A 16,142-nucleotide genomic window follows, 5' to 3' on the forward strand; every position below is an offset into this window, starting at 1 on the left:
CGGTTCAGCTCGCCAGCCCTGCTTCGTGCGCGACGATCGCCGCCTGCACCCGGTTCTCCGCCCCGAGCCGGGTCAGGATGGCGCTCACGTGCCCCTTCACCGTGCCCTCGACCAGGTCCAGGCGCCGGGCGATCTGCGCGTTCGACAGCCCTTCGCCCAGCAACGCCAGCACGTCCCGTTCGCGCGCGGTCAGCGACTCCACCAGGGACTTCGCCCGGCCCGTCCGGCCGCCGCGGAACCGCGTGATCATCCGTGCCGCGACCTTGGGGGCGAGGTAGGCGCCGCCGGACGCCAGCGCGTGCACGCCCGCGATCAGCTCGCGCGGGTCGCCCGACTTCAGCAGGAAGCCCCGTGCGCCGCCGTCCAGTGCCTGTTCCAGGTAGCCGTCGTCGTTGAACGTCGTCAGCATCGCCACCCCGAAGCCGAGGCGTGCCAGCTCGCGGGCCGCCTCCAGCCCGTCGAGGCGCGGCATGCGGACGTCCAGCAGCACGACGTCCGGCCGGTGCTTCAGAGCGAGGTCGACGGCCTCGCGCCCGTCGGACGCCTCCGCCACCACCTCGATCGCCGGATCGGAACCGAGGATGGCGCGCACGCCGGCACGCACCATCGCCTCGTCGTCGGCGAGCAGAACCCGGATCACGACTCCCCCGCGTGTGGAAGCGTGGCGACCAGCTCGAACCTGCCCCCGCCACGGCTGACGCGCAGCGTACCTCCCGCGAGCCGCACCCGTTCGCGCAACGCGACCAGGCCCAGGCGGCTGCCCGCACCCCGGCGCAGTCCCGCATCGTTGCTCGCCTCGACGACCGTCGTCGCGTCCTCCGACGTGACCTTCAGCAGCAGCAAGGACTTCGGCGCGTGCTTGGCGGCGTTCGTCAACGCCTCCTGCACCACCCGGAGCACGGTCGGCTCCACAGTGGACGGCACGGCACCGTCCACGGAGAACTCGACCCGCAACCCCGCCGCCACCGCGCGGTCCACGAGGTCGCGCAACTCCAGCACGGACGGCGGGTCGCCCTCCCTCAACAGGAGCACGAGGTCCGCCAGCCGTTCCGTGGCCGCGGCCGCCGTCACCCTCAGCCGCGCCGCCGCGTCCTGGTGCTCGGCGGGCACCGTCATCTCCAGCGCACCGGCCTGCAACGCGATCAGGCTCAGCTCGTGGCCGAGCGTGTCGTGCACCTCGTGCGCGATCCGGGTGCGTTCGCGCAGGTGAGCGGCCTCGGCACCGGCGGCGGCCAGTGCGGCCTGCTGGTGCGCGACGCGGCCCAGGAACCACGGCAGCGCCACCGCGAGACCCACCACGGTGAGACCCATCAGGCCACCCGCGACAGCGCCCGCCAACACCAGTGCCGTCCACCCGTTGGCCGTACGACGTCCCAGCAGGAACGACGCGATGAACAGGGGAATCCACACCGCCACCGTCCACGGTGGAACGCCGTCGTGCATCGCGAACGAGACCGCGACCGCCACCGCGACGCATCCCGCGAGGGCTGCCGTCCTCATCGCCTCCACCTCACCACCGCCACGCCGGCGTTCATCACGCTCGACACGCCCAACCACACCACAAGCGGCAGCGAATAGTGCATCAGTTGGAAGAACGTCATGTCCCGGCCTCCGTACAGGACTCCCAGCAACGCGGGCAACGCCAGCAGCACGGCGAGCGGCACGAACCTCAGCACCTGCCACGCCTTGTGGAACCTCCGCGGCCGCCGCAGGGCACGAATCCCCAGCGCGAGCGACAACAACGTCAGTCCCGCCAGCACGAGGTCGATCAGCAGCCGGTACGACGTGGGCTCCGGTGGTGCCTTGCCGTCCACGAGGTCGGCGATGCCGTTCTCCAGCGCGTACGTGCCCTCGTTGCCGAGCGTGAGCCCGCTGGTGGACATGACCGCGATCCCGTACCCGGACGGGGTGATCAGCTGACCGGCCGTGGCGGTGAACCAGATGCCGTTGTGCCGCAACCGGCCCTCGGAGTCGGCCTGCCAGCCCATGCCGTCCCGCGGCGCCAGCTCCGGTTGGGCGGCCAGCCACTTGGCCATGTCCGAGGCCGTGGTGATCACGCCGTCCGACCCGGTGACGAACCGGTGCGGCTCGGTGAGCGGGACCGAGAACCCGTAGGCGTAGCCGTGGCCCTTGCGGAAGTCCGGTGGCAGGTCCCGCGGCGTCACGTCGATCGCGACGGTGTCCCGCATCCCGAGGGGTTCGAAGACGTGCTTCTTCAGGTAGGCGTTGAAGTTCTCCCCCGACGCGAGCTCGACCAGCCGCGCGGCCAGGTGGTAGTTCGTGTTGGTGTACCGGAACTGACCGTCGGGGACGGCCTCCCGCAGCACCTCCCGTGCCCGGTCGAGAGCCTCCGCGGGAGTGTTCGGCTGCGCCAGGCTCTTCTCCGGCAACGTGCGGTCGCTGATGCCCGACGTGTGACCGAGCAGCTGACGCGGTGTGACCCGTGAGTCGAAGACCGGACGGTCCAGGTCGATCTTGCCCGCGTCGGCGAGCTGCCGGACGGCGAGTGCCGTGAACGACTTGCTGACCGACGCGATCGCCATCTTCGTGTTCCCCGTGATCGGCTCGCCCGCCGAGTCGTGCCCGTAGGCCTCGACGGCGACGACCTGGTCCCCCTTGGTGATCGCCACCGCGACGCCCGGATGGGAGGCCTCGCCCGCGAAGGTGGACACCAGCAGCGTGAGTGCTGCACCCCAGATGTTCATGTCCCACAACGTATGGAGCGCGAGCAGGAGAAACCCGACCCGAAAGACAGAGCGGACCCCCGACGAAAGTCAGGGGTCCGCTGGGGGAACTCAGTGACCCGCGGCCATCTCCGCCGCCAGCCTGTCGTCACCGCTCTGCTCCTTGAGCGGCTTCTCCTTGATGAACACCACCGCGAGCAGCGCCAGCACCGCGAACGGCGCGCCCACCAGGAAGATCTCCGCCGTCGCCGTCGCGTAGATCTCGGCGATCACGGCCTTGACCGCGGGCGGCAGCACCGAGATGTCCGGCACCTCGTTGCCACCCGTGCCGCCCATCGGCCCGAACTTCTCGGCCGCGAGCGACGAGACCTTGCTCGCCAGCACCGCGCCCAGCGCCGACACACCGATCGCACCGCCCAGCGAGCGGAAGAACGTCAGCGTCGACGTGGTGGCGCCGAGGTCCTTGGCCGGCACGTCGTTCTGCGCCGCCAGGACCAGGTTCTGCATCAGCAGTCCGACGCCGACGCCGAGCACGAACATGTGCACGGACACCATGAACACGGTGGTGGTCGCGGTGATCGTGGACAGCAGCAGCATGCCGCCGACCATGATCACGCCACCGGCGACCAGGAACGCCTTCCACTTGCCGAACTTCGTGATCAGCTGTCCCGCCACGGTCGACGAGATCAGCAGGCCGAAGATCAGCGGCAGGCCCAGCAGACCCGCCTGGGTCGGCGTCTTGCCGAGCGAGAGCTGGAAGTACTGCGAGAGGAACACCGTGCCGCCGAACATCGCGACACCGACCAGGGCGCTGGCGATGGTCGTGAGCGAGACGGTGCGGTTGCGGAAGATCGACAGCGGCACGATCGGGTCGTGCGCCGTGGCCTCGACGCGCACGGCGGCCACGAGCAGCAGGACGCCGAGCGTCACCAGGCCCGCGGTCCAGCCCGACCACCACTCGAACTTCTGACCGGCCAGCGAGGACCAGATCAGCAGCGTCGAGACACCGGACACGATCAGGAACGCGCCCAGGTAGTCGATCTTCGTGTCCTCCTTGCGCACGACCGGCAGGTGCAGGGTGCGCTGGAGCAGCCAGATCGCGGCCAGGGCGAACGGCACGCCGACGAAGAAGCACCAGCGCCAGCCCAGCCACGACGTGTCGACCAGCACGCCGCCGATCAGCGGGCCCGCCACGGTGCCGACGCCGAACACGGCGCCGAACAGGCCGGAGTAACGGCCGAGCTCGCGCGGCGGGATCATCGCCGCCATCACGATCGTGGCGAGTGCCGTGACGCCACCGGCTCCCAGGCCCTGCACCACGCGGCTGACGATCAGCATCTCGATGTTCTGCGAGAAGCCCGCGATCAGCGAGCCCGCCACGTACAGGCTGAGCGAGGCCTGGATCAGCAGCTTGCGGCTGTAGAGGTCGGCGAGCTTGCCCCACAGCGGCACGGTCGCCGTCATCGCGAGCAGCTCGGTGGTGACGATCCAGGCGAAGATCGACTGCGAGCCCTTCAGCTCGGCGACGATGCGCGGCAACGCGTTCGACACGACGGTGCCCGCCAGGATGGCGACGAACATGCCCAGCATCAGGCCGGACATGGCCTGCACGACGTCGCGTCTGCTGTGTACCGGTGTCACTTCTGCTTCGGTGGTCATGATCCCCCTTCGTGGTGGTGCGGCACGTGAGCCAGCCCGGTGGCGAACAGGTCGAGCGCCTCACCGACCAGGTCGCCCAGCGAGACCGCGTCGTCCTGCGCCCAGCGCGTGATCGCACAGCGGAACGCGGCGGTCCCGGCGGCGACCAGCAGGCGCGGGTACAGGTGCGAGGCCGGCAGCCCCGCCCGCCGCGCCACGGCGTCCGCGAGCTGCTGCTCGGACTCCGCGTTGCTGGCGAACGCGCGGACCAGCAGGTCCGGCCGCTGCATCAGGACGTCCTTGCGCAGCAGCCACAGGTCGCGGGCGTTGTCCATCTCCTCGGTGACCTCGGCGAGCACCGAGGACCGGTAGGCCTCGAACGGGCTGACGCCGGCGTCCGCGGCGACGATGCGCCCGGCCATGCGCGGACCCAGTTCCGGGTCCGCGCCGATGAGCGCCTCGTCCTTGCTCGCGAAGTAGTTGAAGAAGGTCCGCACCGAGACGTCGGCCTCGGCGGCGATCTCCTCAACGGTGACGTGGTCGTAGCCCCGCTCAGCGGCGAGACGCACGGTCGCCCGCTCGAGCGCGGCACGCGTGCGGCGCTTCTTGCGGTCGCGCAGGCTCTCCCCCGGCTGGTTCACGGGGCAAGCGTACACGACAGTTTTGCAGTGACTGCAACTTTGCAGAGTGTGAAGTAGGTCGCCTACGACCAGGGGGTTTTCGGTTTGGCCTGGAGCTCGCCGTCGACGTAGAGATCGACCCTCTCACTGAAGAAGCAGGCCATCCCACCGATTTTCTGGCTCTCGGGCAGCGGGGACCGGTAGATCCACACGAGGTCCTCGTGAACCTTCCCGTTGACCTCGACCGACCAGTACGTGGCGGTGCCCTTGTACGGGCAGTGCGTCTGCGTGTCCGACGGCCTGAGCAGATCGAACCGGACGTCGCTCAACGGCAGGTAGTACCGCGGTGGAAGGCTCGTCTCGAACAGGATCCGCGGCTGTGTGGACGCCGCCAGCGTGACCCCGTCGAGCGCGACCCGCACGTGCCGTGAGCTGCCCAGGACGTCGACCCGCTTGTACGGGTCGCGCGGGTGCACGTAGATCGGCTCGTCCTCCTCCAGCCACTCGTCCATGGCGGAGAACTCGAACCGGACGAGGTCCCGCAGCTCCTCGATCGGCGAGTCGGGGTAGGTCAGCGCCGCGCCCTCGGCGGTGCCGCCCGCCGTGACCACGTCGTGGAGCACGCCCTCGCCCCTGCTCGGCGAGTGCTTGGTCTCCCCCGTCGGCTTCAGCTCGACGCGCACGGCCGAAAGCGGCAGGTAGTAGGCCGGGTAGTGGGGGATCTCCCAGACGAGGTGCGGCGAGGTCGTGTCCGCGACCAGATCGCCACCGAAGTACGCACGGACCCGCTTCGCCGAGGTCTCGACCCGGACCCGGCCACGCTGCTCGTTGCCCATGTCCTGTACCAACACGGGACGGGCGGGCAGGCTTCCCGGATCAGGCGTTGCCGTCGAAGAGGCTCGTGACCGAGCCGTCCTCGAAGACCTCCTGGATCGCCCGTGCCAGCAACGGCGCGATGCTCAGCACCGTCAGGCCGGGGAACCGCCGCTCGTGCGGGATCGGCAGGGTGTCGGTGAGGATCACCTCGCGGGCCTTGCTGGCGACGAGCCGCTCGTAGGCGTCGCCGGACAGCACGCCGTGCGTGGCCACCAGGACGACGTCCTTCGCGCCCTGCTCCAGCAGCTGCCGTGCCGCCGACGTGCTCGTCAGCGCCGTGTCGATCATGTCGTCGACCACGACGCACGTGCGGCCCTCGACGTCACCGACGACGCGGTTGGCCACCACCTCGTTGGGACGCAACGGATCACGCGTCTTGTGGATGAAGGCGATCGGGCAGCCGCCGAGCAGGTCGGCCCACTTCTCGGCGAGCCTGGTCCGCCCGGCGTCCGGCGACACGATGGTGAGCTCCTCGCCGTGGTACCGGACTCGGACGTGGTCGGTGAGCAGCCACATCGCGTGCAGGTGGTCGACGGGGCCGTCGAAGAAGCCCTGCGCCTGCGCGGTGTGCAGGTCCACGGTGACGATCCGGTCCGCACCGGCGGTGCGGAACATGTCCGCGACGAGCCGTGCCGACACGGGTTCACGTCCCGCGTACTTGCGGTCCTGCCGCGCGTACGGGTACGACGGCACGACCGCGGTGATGCGCTTGGCCGAGGCGCGCTTGAGGGCGTCGACCATGAGCAGCTGCTCCATCAGCCAGTCGTTGATGGGCGCGCTGTGGCTCTGCATGACGAACGCGTCCGCGCCGCGCACGGACTCCTCGAAGCGGACGAAGATCTCGCCGTTCGCGAAGTCGTAGGCGGCCTGCGGCGTGATGGCGACACCGAGGTGCTTGGCCACCGACTCGGCGAGCTTCGGGTGAGCCCTGCCGGTCAGGAGGATGAGCTGCCGCTTCGCGATGCCCGGCTTGCCGCTGACCATCGTTCACGCTCCACGTTCGTCCAACGTTGAACCCGATCGTTCAACATTGCCGCGAGATCACGCAAACGGCGCGTCCGGCCGATGAGATTCCACGTTGCTGGGCACACCGGATTACCCCGATCGGGCACACCCACACGTAGTCCTGTAGCAGGTCCTGACCTCCACGCTCGGTATAGATCGGGGGAACCGGATTCACCTCATGGGGTATGACGAGTGTGATTCCTTGATCAGCGTGCTTGAGGAGGCAATGACCATGCCTACGCTCCTCGCATGCCTGACAACCAGGACACACCGGGACCGACACCGCAGGCCCAGACCGCGAGCCCGGTCGTGATGAGCACGCCCATCCACGACCAGATCGCGGATCGGCTCGGAGTTCGCCAGAAACACCGGCGTCCGGACTGACCGGCGTCCCATTTGGGGCGGTCACGACCTTCGGCGGTAACGGTCCCGGTCGTGAGCCGGTAGGAAGACCCCCTCTGCGGACAAGAGGGGAGCTTGTCGATGCGACTCACCGTGCTGGCCGCCGCGGCCGCACTCATGATCACCGGAACGCCCGCTGTCCAGGCCGACCCCGGCGTCCCCCGGATCGGCTGGACGGCCTGCGGACCCGACCACCCCGGCTTCGAGTGCGCCTCCGTGAAGGTGCCGCTCGACTACGACAACCCGCGCGGCGCGACCACGACCGTCGCGCTGGCGCGCAAACCGGCCACGGACAAGGCGAACCGGATCGGGTCGCTGTTCCTCAACCCCGGCGGGCCGGGCGGGTCCGGCGTCGACTTCGCGCTCGGTGCGGGCGAGAGGCTGTCGGCGAACCTGCAGGGCCGCTTCGACATCGTCGGTTTCGACCCGCGCGGCATCGGCAGGTCCGATCCGCTGCACTGCTTCGCCAGCGAGGCGGATCTGAACAAGTTCTTCGAAGGGATTCCCGGTTTCCCCTACCAGGCGAGCCAGGAGCGTCCCTTCTTCGAGCGCTACCGCTCGCTCGGCCCCGAGTGCCGCGACGACCAGGCGATCGCACGGCACATGAGCACCGCCGACGTGGCCAGGGACATGGACCTGCTGCGCCGGGCGGTCGGCGACCGCAAGATCAGCTACCTCGGCTTCTCGTACGGCTCGTTCCTCGGCGCCACCTACGCGAACCTGTTCCCGAACAACATCCGTGCGCTCGTGGTCGACGGCGTGCTCAACCCGGTGCTGTGGTCGAGCGGGCGGCAGATCGAGTCCGACCGCATCGCGACCAAGGAGGAGTTCCGCGAGTTCCTCCGCAACTGCGACGAGGCCAAGTGCGTCTTCGGACCGAACTCGGAGAAGCGCTGGAACGCGTTGCTCGCCTCGGTGCGCGCCAAGCCGATCCAGCTCGGCGACCAGGTGTACACCTACGACGCCGTGATCAACGCCGCGATCGGCGCGATGTACTCGCCGCGCGACTGGCCGGACGCCGCGGCGCTGTTCGACCAGCTGTCCGACGCGGCGGCGGGGCTGTCCGTCACGGCCGCGGAACCGGACTACCCCAACGGTTTCGACGCCTACAACGGCAACGTGTGCGCGGACATCGAGTTCCCGCACGACTTCGGCGCGTACCGGTCGACCGCTCGTTACGCGGCGGCGGGTTCGGAGTTCGGGCCGGCGTGGTGGTGGGGCAACGCGGCGTGCGCGAACTGGCCGACCAACCCCGACCGCTTCACCGGACCGTGGCGCACCCGCACCAACGCACCGGTTCTGGTGGTGGGCAACTACTTCGACGGCATCACGGACTTCCGCGGTGCGCAGGCCGTGAACCGACAGATCGCTGGTAGCCGTCTGCTCGCTTATGCGGGTTGGGGACACACGGCGTACGGGGTCAGCAAGTGCGCGAGCGACCACACGAACGCGTACCTGCTCAACGGAACGCTGCCTCCGGTCGGCACGGTGTGCCCGGCGAACCCGAACCCGTTCCTGCCCACCGCGGCGGCCGCCGAGCCGTTGTTCAAACCCGCCCGGCGCTGACTTCCTGAGCCAGTTCCACGGCGGCACGCGCCGGGTCGTGGCCGAACCGGCTGCCGAACGCGTCGTGCACGCGCCACCCCGCGTGGGTGAGCGCACGCCAGCGTGCGAGATGCGCCCGCGTCCCCTCCGGATGCGGGCGCGTCTCCACCGCGACCGCGTCTTCCTTCTCCCCCACCACGAGGTCGACCCGCCACTGCCCCACCGGATAGCCGGTGCGCACGGTCAGCCCGGTGGCTTTCAGCTCCTCGGCCAGCCGAGCCGTCCAGGTGTCCTCGGGGTCCGCACCCGCCGTTTCCGTCGGCGCGACGTCCGCGTGCCGCAAGTACTCGCCGATCAGTCCGGGTGGTTCGGGTGCTGATGCGATCACGTGGACCTTGCGGCGCGCACGAGTCGTGAGCACCGCCAGCAGGTTGCGGTCGTTCACGAACCGCCACGCGCCCGGTTTGGCGTCCGCGGCGAGGCTGATGACGACCTCGTCGAACTCACCGCCCTGCACGCCGTGCACCGTGCCCGCGCGCACACCGCCCGTAGTGATCTCGTCCAGCGTCAGTTCGTTCAGCAGCGCATCTTCGAGTGCGTCTGCTTGCGCGCGGAACGGCGTCACGACACCGATGGACCGCACGCCCGTGGCGACACGTTTACGGACATGGGCGAGCACGGCGTCGACCTCGGCCTGGTTGACGCCCTTCGAGGTCCGTTCGCCGTCGACGCGTTCGGTGTCGATGCAGTCGACATCGGCGATCGCCGGGTGCGTGGTAAGCAACGCGATCCTGCCGTCGTAGAACCTGGTGGCGGCGAACCCGATCAGGTGCGGTGCGCAGCGGTGGTGTTCGTCGAGCCAGTGCACGCCCGCGGTCGCGGCCGCGGCGTCGAACAGGCTCACCTTCGGCACGTCCAGCCGATCGCGCAGGTCCTGCGTGCCCTCCGCCTCGACCGCCGCCTGCACGGCCTGGTCGCTCACGAACGACACGTGCCGCAGCTGCCGCGGATCGCCCCCGATCACCGCGGACCGCCCGCGCAGCAACGCCGGCGCGGCGAGCGGCTGGTCGACGTGACTCGCCTCGTCGATGATCACCAGGTCGAACATCGCCGGTACCGGCGGCAGGATGTCCTCCACGTCGGACAACGTCCCGACCCACAACGGCAGTGCCGCCACCAGGTCCGCGCTGTCGATCTCGGCCAGCCCGCGCCGCCGTGCCGCCCGGCCGGACCGCAACGCCTTCGCGAGCGCGGCCACCGCCCGGCGCGCGCCCGAGCCGCGGCGGCTGACCGAGTACTCCTTGAGCCACAAGGCGGTCGCCTGCCTGCTCGCGGTGTCCTGCTCGGCCAGCAACGGCCGCAGCTCGGCGAACGTGGTGCCGCCGTTCGCCCCGAGCCGGACCGCGGCCGCCGTCTGCTCGGCTGCTTCGACCGCGGCGGCGAGGTCCTCCGGTGACGCCTGGTTCGCGCCCGTCAGTTTTCGTGCTTTGCCGAGCGCCCACCCGGTGCGCAGTCCACTCAGGAATCCCGTGCGTGGTTCGAGAAGGTCGTACAGCTGCGGGAAATCCACGCCTGCATCGAACGCCTTGGGTGCTACGGAACGATGTGCGGCCATCAGCGCGTGATGCTTGCGCGCTTCCGCGGCAAGCTTCTCGTCGTTCAACGCCTGTGCGACCGTGCGCTCCACACGGGCAACGGCCGCCGCGGCAGCACGCCGGTTCTTGTCGAGTTCCTTCACCCGGTCCGGACGGCTGGTGGCGTCGAGCCCGTCACTGAGCTCGCGCGCCATCTCCTGCCGCAGTTCGGAGTCGCCGAACAGCACCGGCACCGGGCCACCCGCGCGGCGCAACGCGGCACCGAGCACGTCGGCGGCGTTGCGGGTGCGGCTCGCGAGCAACACGGACTTGCCCGTGGCCACCGCGTCGAGCGCCAACGCGGCGAGGGTGTGTGTCTTGCCCGAACCAGGAGGTCCACCAACAACGGTGATCCGTGCACGACGTGCGTGCTCCACGGCTTGTTGCTGACTGTGGCTGAGCGGCAACGCGGAACTGATCGGCTCGTCACGGTCGTCCGGTGCGGCGCCGGCCCCGTAGAGCGCGGCGAACGCGGTGTCCTCGATGCTCTGCTTCGTGGCCCACTCGACCAGCGCCGACCCCTGCTCGGTCGTCACGACGGGCTCACCCGCGTGCAGCCCGGCACCCATCGCCACCGCGAGCTGATCACCTGAGATCAACGTCCTGGGGTCCGCACCGACGATCGGCACGTCCTCGAAACCGGCCTGCCGCAGCGTCTCGGTGATCCACTCCTCGGTCGGCGCGAGCGCGGCCTCCCGTTCCGCCGTCTTCGCCCAGTCGTCGATCAACGGGAACACCCCGGCGTCACCGGCCACGTGGAAGGCGTAGTTCGCCCCAACGCCCTTGTGCAGGCGCACGGGCCGTGAGATCAACGGCAGGCACACGCGCCGCCGCTGACCGCCGATCTGCGCGGGCCCCGCCAGGAACGCCCAGCCGAGCCGCAGCAGCCGGTCCTCCTGGTGCAGCGCGTCGAACGCGGCGAGGTGCGCGGCCTGGTCACGTGCCTGCTTCGGCGCGTTCCACGTGACGGGCTGCCCGTCCTGCTGGAGGGTGATGGCGCGCCACGCCGGCTCGTGGTCGCCGAGCCAGAGCAGCCCCGCCGCCTTCGTCAGGTCGAGCTGGACCTTCTGCGGCTGCTCGGCGGCGCTGAGCCGGGCCAGGGTGCGCAGGACGGCGGGCACGTTCACGCCGCACATCGTGCCACCCGAATCAGGGTGTGCCGCCGCGCACCACCAGGGCCAGCTGCGTGCGGTCCCGCAGGCCGAGCTTGCGCAACGCACCCGACACGTGGTTCTTCACCGTGCCCTCGGTGATGAACAGGCGTGCGGCGATCTCGCGGTTGCTCGCGCCGGTGGCGACGAGCGCGGCCACGTCCGACTCCCGCGCGGACAGCAGCTCCTGGCCGGGGAACCGAGTCCTGCCGGGACCGACGACCTCGGCGACCAGCCGTGCGGCGACCGGACTGTCCAGGATCGTCTGGCCCGCCGCGACCTTGTGGATCGCCGCGACCAGCTCGTCCGGTGAGGTGTCCTTCAGCAGGTAGCCGCTCGCGCCTGCCCGCAACGCGCCGAAGACGTAGTCGTCCTCCTCGAAGGTCGTCAGCACGATGCACGCCACGGCGGGATGGTCCTCCTTCAGCGCGGCGATCAACGCCACTCCGTCCATCACCGGCATCCGTGCGTCGACCAACGCGACATCAGGGCGTGAGTCCATCTTGGCCAGTGCGTCCGCACCGTGCGCGGCCTCCGCGACGACCTCGATGCCGTCCTCGATGTCCAGCAACGTCCGCAGGCCCCTGCGCATCAGCGGCTGGTCGTCGACCAGCATCACCCTGATCATGCGGGCAGCTCCACGCGCAGCTCGAACCCGCCGCCGGGCCGGTTCCCCGCGCTGACCGCGCCGCCCAGCGCCGTGACGCGTTCGGTCAGCGCGACCAGGCCGAACCCGTCCTGCGACGGCTCGGCGCCGATGCCGTCATCAGTGATCACCAGCTGGACTCCCTCTTCCTCGAAGCGGAGTTCGGCGGACGCGGTGGCCGCTCGGGCGTGCCGCAGCACGTTCGTCAGTCCCTCCTGGAACGCCCGGTACAGCACGATCTCGGCGTCCGGACCGAGGTCGCGCTCCGCACCGGTGACGTGAAGATCGACCTTCAGACCGTCGAAAGAGCGGGCCAGCTCGCCGAGCGCGGCACTCCCCCGGCGGCCCTCCAGCGCGAGAGGCCGCAACGCGCGCACGGACCGGCGTGTCTCCGTCAGCGCCTCCACGGTCAGCAGTTTGGACTGCCGCACCTCGTCCCACGCCCTGTCGACGGCACGCTCGCGCAGTCTCTCCGCGTTCTCCAGCCCGACCTTGATCACCGTCAGGTAGTGGCCCACCGAGTCGTGCATCTCCCGCGCCATCCGCGCACGCTCCTCCGCGACAGCCAACCTGCGGATCTCCTCCTCACGCGCGTTCAACTCGTTCAACAACAAGGCAGCCTTGCGCACGGCCGCAGCCACACTGATGCCGAAGGCGCACAGCACTGCGTTGATCAACGAGATGCGCAACGAGTCGGCCCACTCCTGGCCGTAGACCACCATCCCGCCGACGAAGAACATCGCGACGACGACCCCGAGCACCCCGTACGCCGAGCGGGTGCCGAAGACCTGCGCCACGTTGCCGAGCCCGATCAGCAGCAGCGGCGCGACCAGCCCGCTGCCGTCGACAGCCGCCAGCACCACACACACGATCACGAACGCGACGCTTGCCGCTCTGCGCGTCGCGTTGAGCTCCCACGGCAACATGAACCACAACGCGACCAGCACCACCAGCAGGCCGGCGAGCGGGAGGACCCCCAGATACCCCGGGAACGTGGGCGCGCCGAGCAGGTGCACGACGAGCACCGCCGGCGCCACGACCCAGAACAGCACGGTGAACAGCAGTGGACGCACGGCATCGACGCTAGCCAGATCACGGCGCCCGCACATCGGACTCAGGAAGGTCCGGCACCCATGACTTCAGTCATGGTCCGATGCCTGTCCGCGGCTGGATGTGCGCCGGACGCGGGGTTCGTAGCGTTCCCGGCATGCACATCTCCTTGCGGATTCTGTTGGCACTGCTGGGTTTCATCGTCACGATCCTGGCCATCGCCGGCGTGGCACAGCTCGCGACCGCGTCGTGGCCGCCGGTGGTCGCGATCGCGGTCGCGGGCACGGCCGTCTCGGCGGGTGTCCTCTGGTTGGTCCGCCTCCTGCGCCGGCGCGTCGACCGAAAGCCTTGGGACCTACTGACGTTCGACCGCACCGCACTGCCGGTGGTGGTGTGCGGCATCGCGCTCGCCGCGGTGGTGGCGCTGGCGGGCGGGGCGGTGAGCGTGTGGCTCGGCTTCGCGGACTGGGGGCTCGGAGACGCCGTGCCGGCGGAGCTGAGCCGGCCCGCCGCGATCATCTCGCTCGCCGCGACCACCCTGCTGGTGCAGGGGTTTCCCGAGGAGCTCGTGTTCCGCGGGTACGTCCTCGGCAATCTGCACGAGCGGCTGCCGCTGTGGGGCGCGGTCGTGGTCAGTTCGCTGATCTTCGGGTCCATCCACGTGGTGTCCCGCAGCGGTGCGACCACCATCAGCGAACGGCTGGTCTACGCGGTCATGGCGATCGGGTTCGGGCTGGCGCTGGCGGTGTGCCGCACAGTCAGCGGTTCGCTCTGGCTCGGCATCGGCTTCCACGCCGGCCACGACGCGTTCGTGCGGATGTTCGTCACCGTGCGCCCTGATGCGTTCATCGCGGCGCAGCTGGTCACCTTCGGTGCGCTGGCGACGGCTGCGGCGGTGGCGTGGCGAGCGTCCCGCAGAACGCCCGCCACGCTGTGAACCAACGCCAGGAACTACAGCGTCAGGCTCCACGTGTCGATGGTGCCGACATCGGCGGCGGCCGCGTCACGGACCTGGAGCTTCCAGGTGCCGTTGCGCGTCTCCGACGACAGGTTGACGGTGTAGGTCTGGTCGATGTTGTCCGCGCTGCCACCGGCGCGGTTGTGCAGTGAGTAGGACGACCCGTCCGGAGCGATCAGGTCGACCACGAGGTCACCGCGGTAGGTGTGCTTGATGTGCACCTCGACCTGGCTGGTGGCCGACGCGGTGCCGGTGCAGCCGCTGACCGTGATCGAGCTCGACACCGTCGAAACGTCCGGGATCGCGACGTCCGTGTCGTTGGTCTGCTTGCCGCACGAGGCGGAGCCGACCGTCCACGTGAAGGACGTGCTGCCCGAGCCACCGGCCGACGCCGTGGCCGTGACGGTCACGTTGTAGGTGCCCGCGGTGGTCGCGGTACCGGTGACCAGACCGTTCGAGGAACCGATCGACAGACCGGTGGGCAGCCCGGTGGCCGACCACGTGTACGGCGCGGTGCCGCCGGACGCCGTCAGCTGCAGGTTCGCCGTGCCGTTGAGCGCGGTGGTCTGCGCGCCGGGGTTGGTCACGCCGACGCCGGGAACGCCGCCGGTGTTGGTGCGCAGCAAGCGGTTCGGCGAGTTCGTGCCGGGGCTCGTGACCTTGTTCGGCGTGGCCGCGGCGATGATCGCGGCCTGCACCTCGGCCGGGGTCTTGCCGGGGTTGTCCGCGAGGTACAGCGCCGCCGCGCCCGCCACGTGCGGCGAGGCCATCGACGTGCCGCTCATCGTGGCGGAGCCGGTGTTGTTGTTGTAGGACGCCGAAACGATGTCCTGTCCGGGTGCGAACAGGTCGCTGCAGGTGCCGTAGCTGGAGAACGACGCGCGGGCGTCGGTGCGGGCCGTCGCCATGACGTTGATCGTCTCGGTGACGCGCTGCGGCGAGTACTTGCAGGAGTCGTCGTTGAAGTTGCCCGCCGCGACGACGTAGGTGACACCGCGCTGGATCGACGCGCGGACGGCGTCGTCGAGGACGCGGCTCGGCTCGTTCGCGGTGCCGGTGTACAGGCTCATGTTCGCGACGGCCGGCAGGACGGCGTTCGCGGTGACCCAGTCGACGCCCGCCGCCTCGGTGGAGACGGAGCCGCCGCCGCCGCAGTTGAGCACGCGGACGGCCTTGAGCTTGACATTCTTGGCCACGCCGTAGGTGGCGCCACCGACCGTGCCGGACACGTGCGTGCCGTGGCCCTGGCAGTCCTTGCCGTTCTGGCCGTCGGTGAACGCGTCGAACCCGAAGCTCGCCCGCCCGCCGAAGTCGGTGTGGTCGTAGTTGATGCCGGTGTCGATCACGTACGCCGTGACGTTGGAAGCGTCCGTGCTGTAGCTGTACTTGTTGTTCAGCGGGAGGTCGGTCTGGTCGACCCGGTCGAGACCCCACGACGGCGGGTTGAGCTGGTCAGCCAGGATTTGGACGGTCCGGTCCTGCTCGACGTAGGCCACCGCCGGGTCGGCCGCGAGGCGCTTGGCCTGCGAGGCCGACATGGTGGCGGAGAAGCCCTTGAAGGCCGCCTTGTAGGTGAACCCGATCTTGCCTCCGTAGCGCCCGACCAGGCCGTCGGAGTTGCCCCGGACGGCGTCACGCGCCATGGCGTTGTCTCTGAGCACCACGATGTAGCTGTCCTGGACGGAGTTCGGCGCGTTCTCCGCGAGGATCTGTCCCTCGGGCTGTGCGGCCACAGCCTGTGGGAGCGCTAACACCGTGCTGACGGCGGCGACCGCCGCCACACCGAGCGTGCGCAGGGTGCGTCGATTCATCACTGCTCCTTGTTTGCAGGGAACCGCGTGCGAACGCGGGGCCGGCCCTCGACGGCCCGTCAGGATGCGTTCACACGCGGTGCGAAACAGCGTCAGTCCGCAAGCGGACGTGATGAATCTTT

General features: G+C 69.8%; 14 protein-coding genes. 3 read left to right on the forward strand and 11 right to left on the reverse strand.

The window, feature by feature from the left end:
• Positions 1–4: 4 nt before the first annotated feature.
• From AOM45_RS16070 to AOM45_RS16100, 7 genes are all read right to left on the reverse strand, one after another.
• Entirely contained in the window at positions 5–640 is a 636-nt protein-coding gene (locus AOM45_RS16070) for a response regulator (protein ID WP_030470573.1), read from the reverse strand.
• Entirely contained in the window at positions 637–1,500 is an 864-nt protein-coding gene (locus tag AOM45_RS16075; RefSeq protein ID WP_030470572.1) for a sensor histidine kinase, read from the reverse strand. Before AOM45_RS16075 ends, AOM45_RS16070 begins: the two co-directional genes overlap by 4 nt.
• Positions 1,497–2,705 (reverse strand): serine hydrolase domain-containing protein, encoded by a 1,209-nt coding sequence (locus AOM45_RS16080; protein ID WP_051784202.1) that lies wholly within the window; start codon positions 2,703–2,705, stop codon positions 1,497–1,499. Before AOM45_RS16080 ends, AOM45_RS16075 begins: the two co-directional genes overlap by 4 nt.
• A gap of 90 nt (positions 2,706–2,795) precedes the next feature.
• Positions 2,796–4,343 (reverse strand): MDR family MFS transporter, encoded by a 1,548-nt coding sequence (locus AOM45_RS16085; protein ID WP_030470570.1) that lies wholly within the window; start codon positions 4,341–4,343, stop codon positions 2,796–2,798.
• Positions 4,340–4,963: a TetR/AcrR family transcriptional regulator gene (locus AOM45_RS16090; RefSeq protein ID WP_035912037.1), complete on the reverse strand. Its 624-nt coding sequence runs from the start codon at positions 4,961–4,963 to the stop codon at positions 4,340–4,342. Before AOM45_RS16090 ends, AOM45_RS16085 begins: the two co-directional genes overlap by 4 nt.
• Before the next feature lie 62 nt (positions 4,964–5,025).
• Positions 5,026–5,778 (reverse strand): DUF427 domain-containing protein, encoded by a 753-nt coding sequence (locus AOM45_RS16095; RefSeq protein WP_030470568.1) that lies wholly within the window; start codon positions 5,776–5,778, stop codon positions 5,026–5,028.
• A gap of 40 nt (positions 5,779–5,818) precedes the next feature.
• On the reverse strand, positions 5,819–6,802 hold the full coding sequence (locus AOM45_RS16100) for a ribose-phosphate diphosphokinase (RefSeq protein WP_030470567.1): 984 nt from the start codon (positions 6,800–6,802) through the stop codon (positions 5,819–5,821).
• 270 nt (positions 6,803–7,072) lie between these two features.
• Here AOM45_RS16100 and AOM45_RS53490 point away from each other — a divergent pair, with 270 nt between their 5' ends.
• Together AOM45_RS53490 and AOM45_RS16105 are read left to right on the forward strand one after the other, a co-directional pair.
• Positions 7,073–7,207 carry a hypothetical protein gene (locus tag AOM45_RS53490; RefSeq protein ID WP_269083647.1) on the forward strand — a complete coding sequence of 45 codons (135 nt, stop codon included), beginning with the start codon at positions 7,073–7,075 and terminating at the stop codon, positions 7,205–7,207.
• Between the two features lie 99 nt (positions 7,208–7,306).
• A complete protein-coding gene (locus tag AOM45_RS16105) occupies positions 7,307–8,791 on the forward strand; it encodes an alpha/beta hydrolase (protein ID WP_051784201.1) in 1,485 nt (494 codons plus the stop codon).
• Here AOM45_RS16105 and AOM45_RS16110 read toward each other — a convergent pair.
• Genes AOM45_RS16110 through AOM45_RS16120 form a run of 3 tightly spaced genes read right to left on the reverse strand, consistent with a single transcriptional unit; the run spans position 8,772 to position 13,274 of the window.
• The gene (locus tag AOM45_RS16110) at positions 8,772–11,531 is read right to left on the reverse strand and encodes an AAA domain-containing protein (protein ID WP_051784200.1); all 2,760 of its coding nucleotides are present in this window, start codon (positions 11,529–11,531) and stop codon (positions 8,772–8,774) included. The genes AOM45_RS16105 and AOM45_RS16110 overlap by 20 nt on opposite strands.
• A 22-nt stretch (positions 11,532–11,553) precedes the next feature.
• The gene (locus tag AOM45_RS16115) at positions 11,554–12,183 is read right to left on the reverse strand and encodes a response regulator (RefSeq protein ID WP_030470564.1); all 630 of its coding nucleotides are present in this window, start codon (positions 12,181–12,183) and stop codon (positions 11,554–11,556) included.
• Positions 12,180–13,274, reverse strand: coding sequence for a sensor histidine kinase (locus AOM45_RS16120; protein WP_051784199.1), 1,095 nt, complete (start codon positions 13,272–13,274; stop codon positions 12,180–12,182). Before AOM45_RS16120 ends, AOM45_RS16115 begins: the two co-directional genes overlap by 4 nt.
• Positions 13,275–13,408: 134 nt before the next feature.
• On the opposite strand from AOM45_RS16120, the gene AOM45_RS16125 reads away from it, so the two are divergent.
• Positions 13,409–14,188, forward strand: coding sequence for a CPBP family intramembrane glutamic endopeptidase (locus AOM45_RS16125; RefSeq protein ID WP_030470562.1), 780 nt, complete (start codon positions 13,409–13,411; stop codon positions 14,186–14,188).
• Positions 14,189–14,202: 14 nt separating this feature from the next.
• On the opposite strand, the gene AOM45_RS16130 is transcribed toward AOM45_RS16125, so the two are convergent.
• On the reverse strand, positions 14,203–16,020 hold the full coding sequence (locus AOM45_RS16130) for a S8 family peptidase (protein ID WP_030470561.1): 1,818 nt from the start codon (positions 16,018–16,020) through the stop codon (positions 14,203–14,205).
• Between the last annotated feature and the right edge of the window lie 122 nt (positions 16,021–16,142).

It is taken from the genome of Lentzea aerocolonigenes (assembly GCF_000974445.1).
Lineage (GTDB): Bacteria > Actinomycetota > Actinomycetes > Mycobacteriales > Pseudonocardiaceae > Lentzea > Lentzea aerocolonigenes.

What these genes read in the sequence shown, in the direction of transcription:
- AOM45_RS16080 (WP_051784202.1), bottom strand. Translation starts at nt 2,705, where the DNA reads ATGAACATCTGGGGTGCAGCACTCACGCTGCTGGTGTCCACCTTCGCG.
- AOM45_RS16075 (WP_030470572.1), bottom strand. Translation starts at nt 1,500, where the DNA reads ATGAGGACGGCAGCCCTCGCGGGATGCGTCGCGGTGGCGGTCGCGGTC.
- AOM45_RS16130 (WP_030470561.1), bottom strand. Translation starts at nt 16,020, where the DNA reads ATGAATCGACGCACCCTGCGCACGCTCGGTGTGGCGGCGGTCGCCGCC.
- AOM45_RS53490 (WP_269083647.1), top strand. Translation starts at nt 7,073, where the DNA reads ATGCCTGACAACCAGGACACACCGGGACCGACACCGCAGGCCCAGACC.
- AOM45_RS16095 (WP_030470568.1), bottom strand. Translation starts at nt 5,778, where the DNA reads ATGGGCAACGAGCAGCGTGGCCGGGTCCGGGTCGAGACCTCGGCGAAG.
- AOM45_RS16115 (WP_030470564.1), bottom strand. Translation starts at nt 12,183, where the DNA reads ATGATCAGGGTGATGCTGGTCGACGACCAGCCGCTGATGCGCAGGGGC.
- AOM45_RS16125 (WP_030470562.1), top strand. Translation starts at nt 13,409, where the DNA reads ATGCACATCTCCTTGCGGATTCTGTTGGCACTGCTGGGTTTCATCGTC.
- AOM45_RS16100 (WP_030470567.1), bottom strand. Translation starts at nt 6,802, where the DNA reads ATGGTCAGCGGCAAGCCGGGCATCGCGAAGCGGCAGCTCATCCTCCTG.
- AOM45_RS16105 (WP_051784201.1), top strand. Translation starts at nt 7,307, where the DNA reads ATGCGACTCACCGTGCTGGCCGCCGCGGCCGCACTCATGATCACCGGA.
- AOM45_RS16085 (WP_030470570.1), bottom strand. Translation starts at nt 4,343, where the DNA reads ATGACCACCGAAGCAGAAGTGACACCGGTACACAGCAGACGCGACGTC.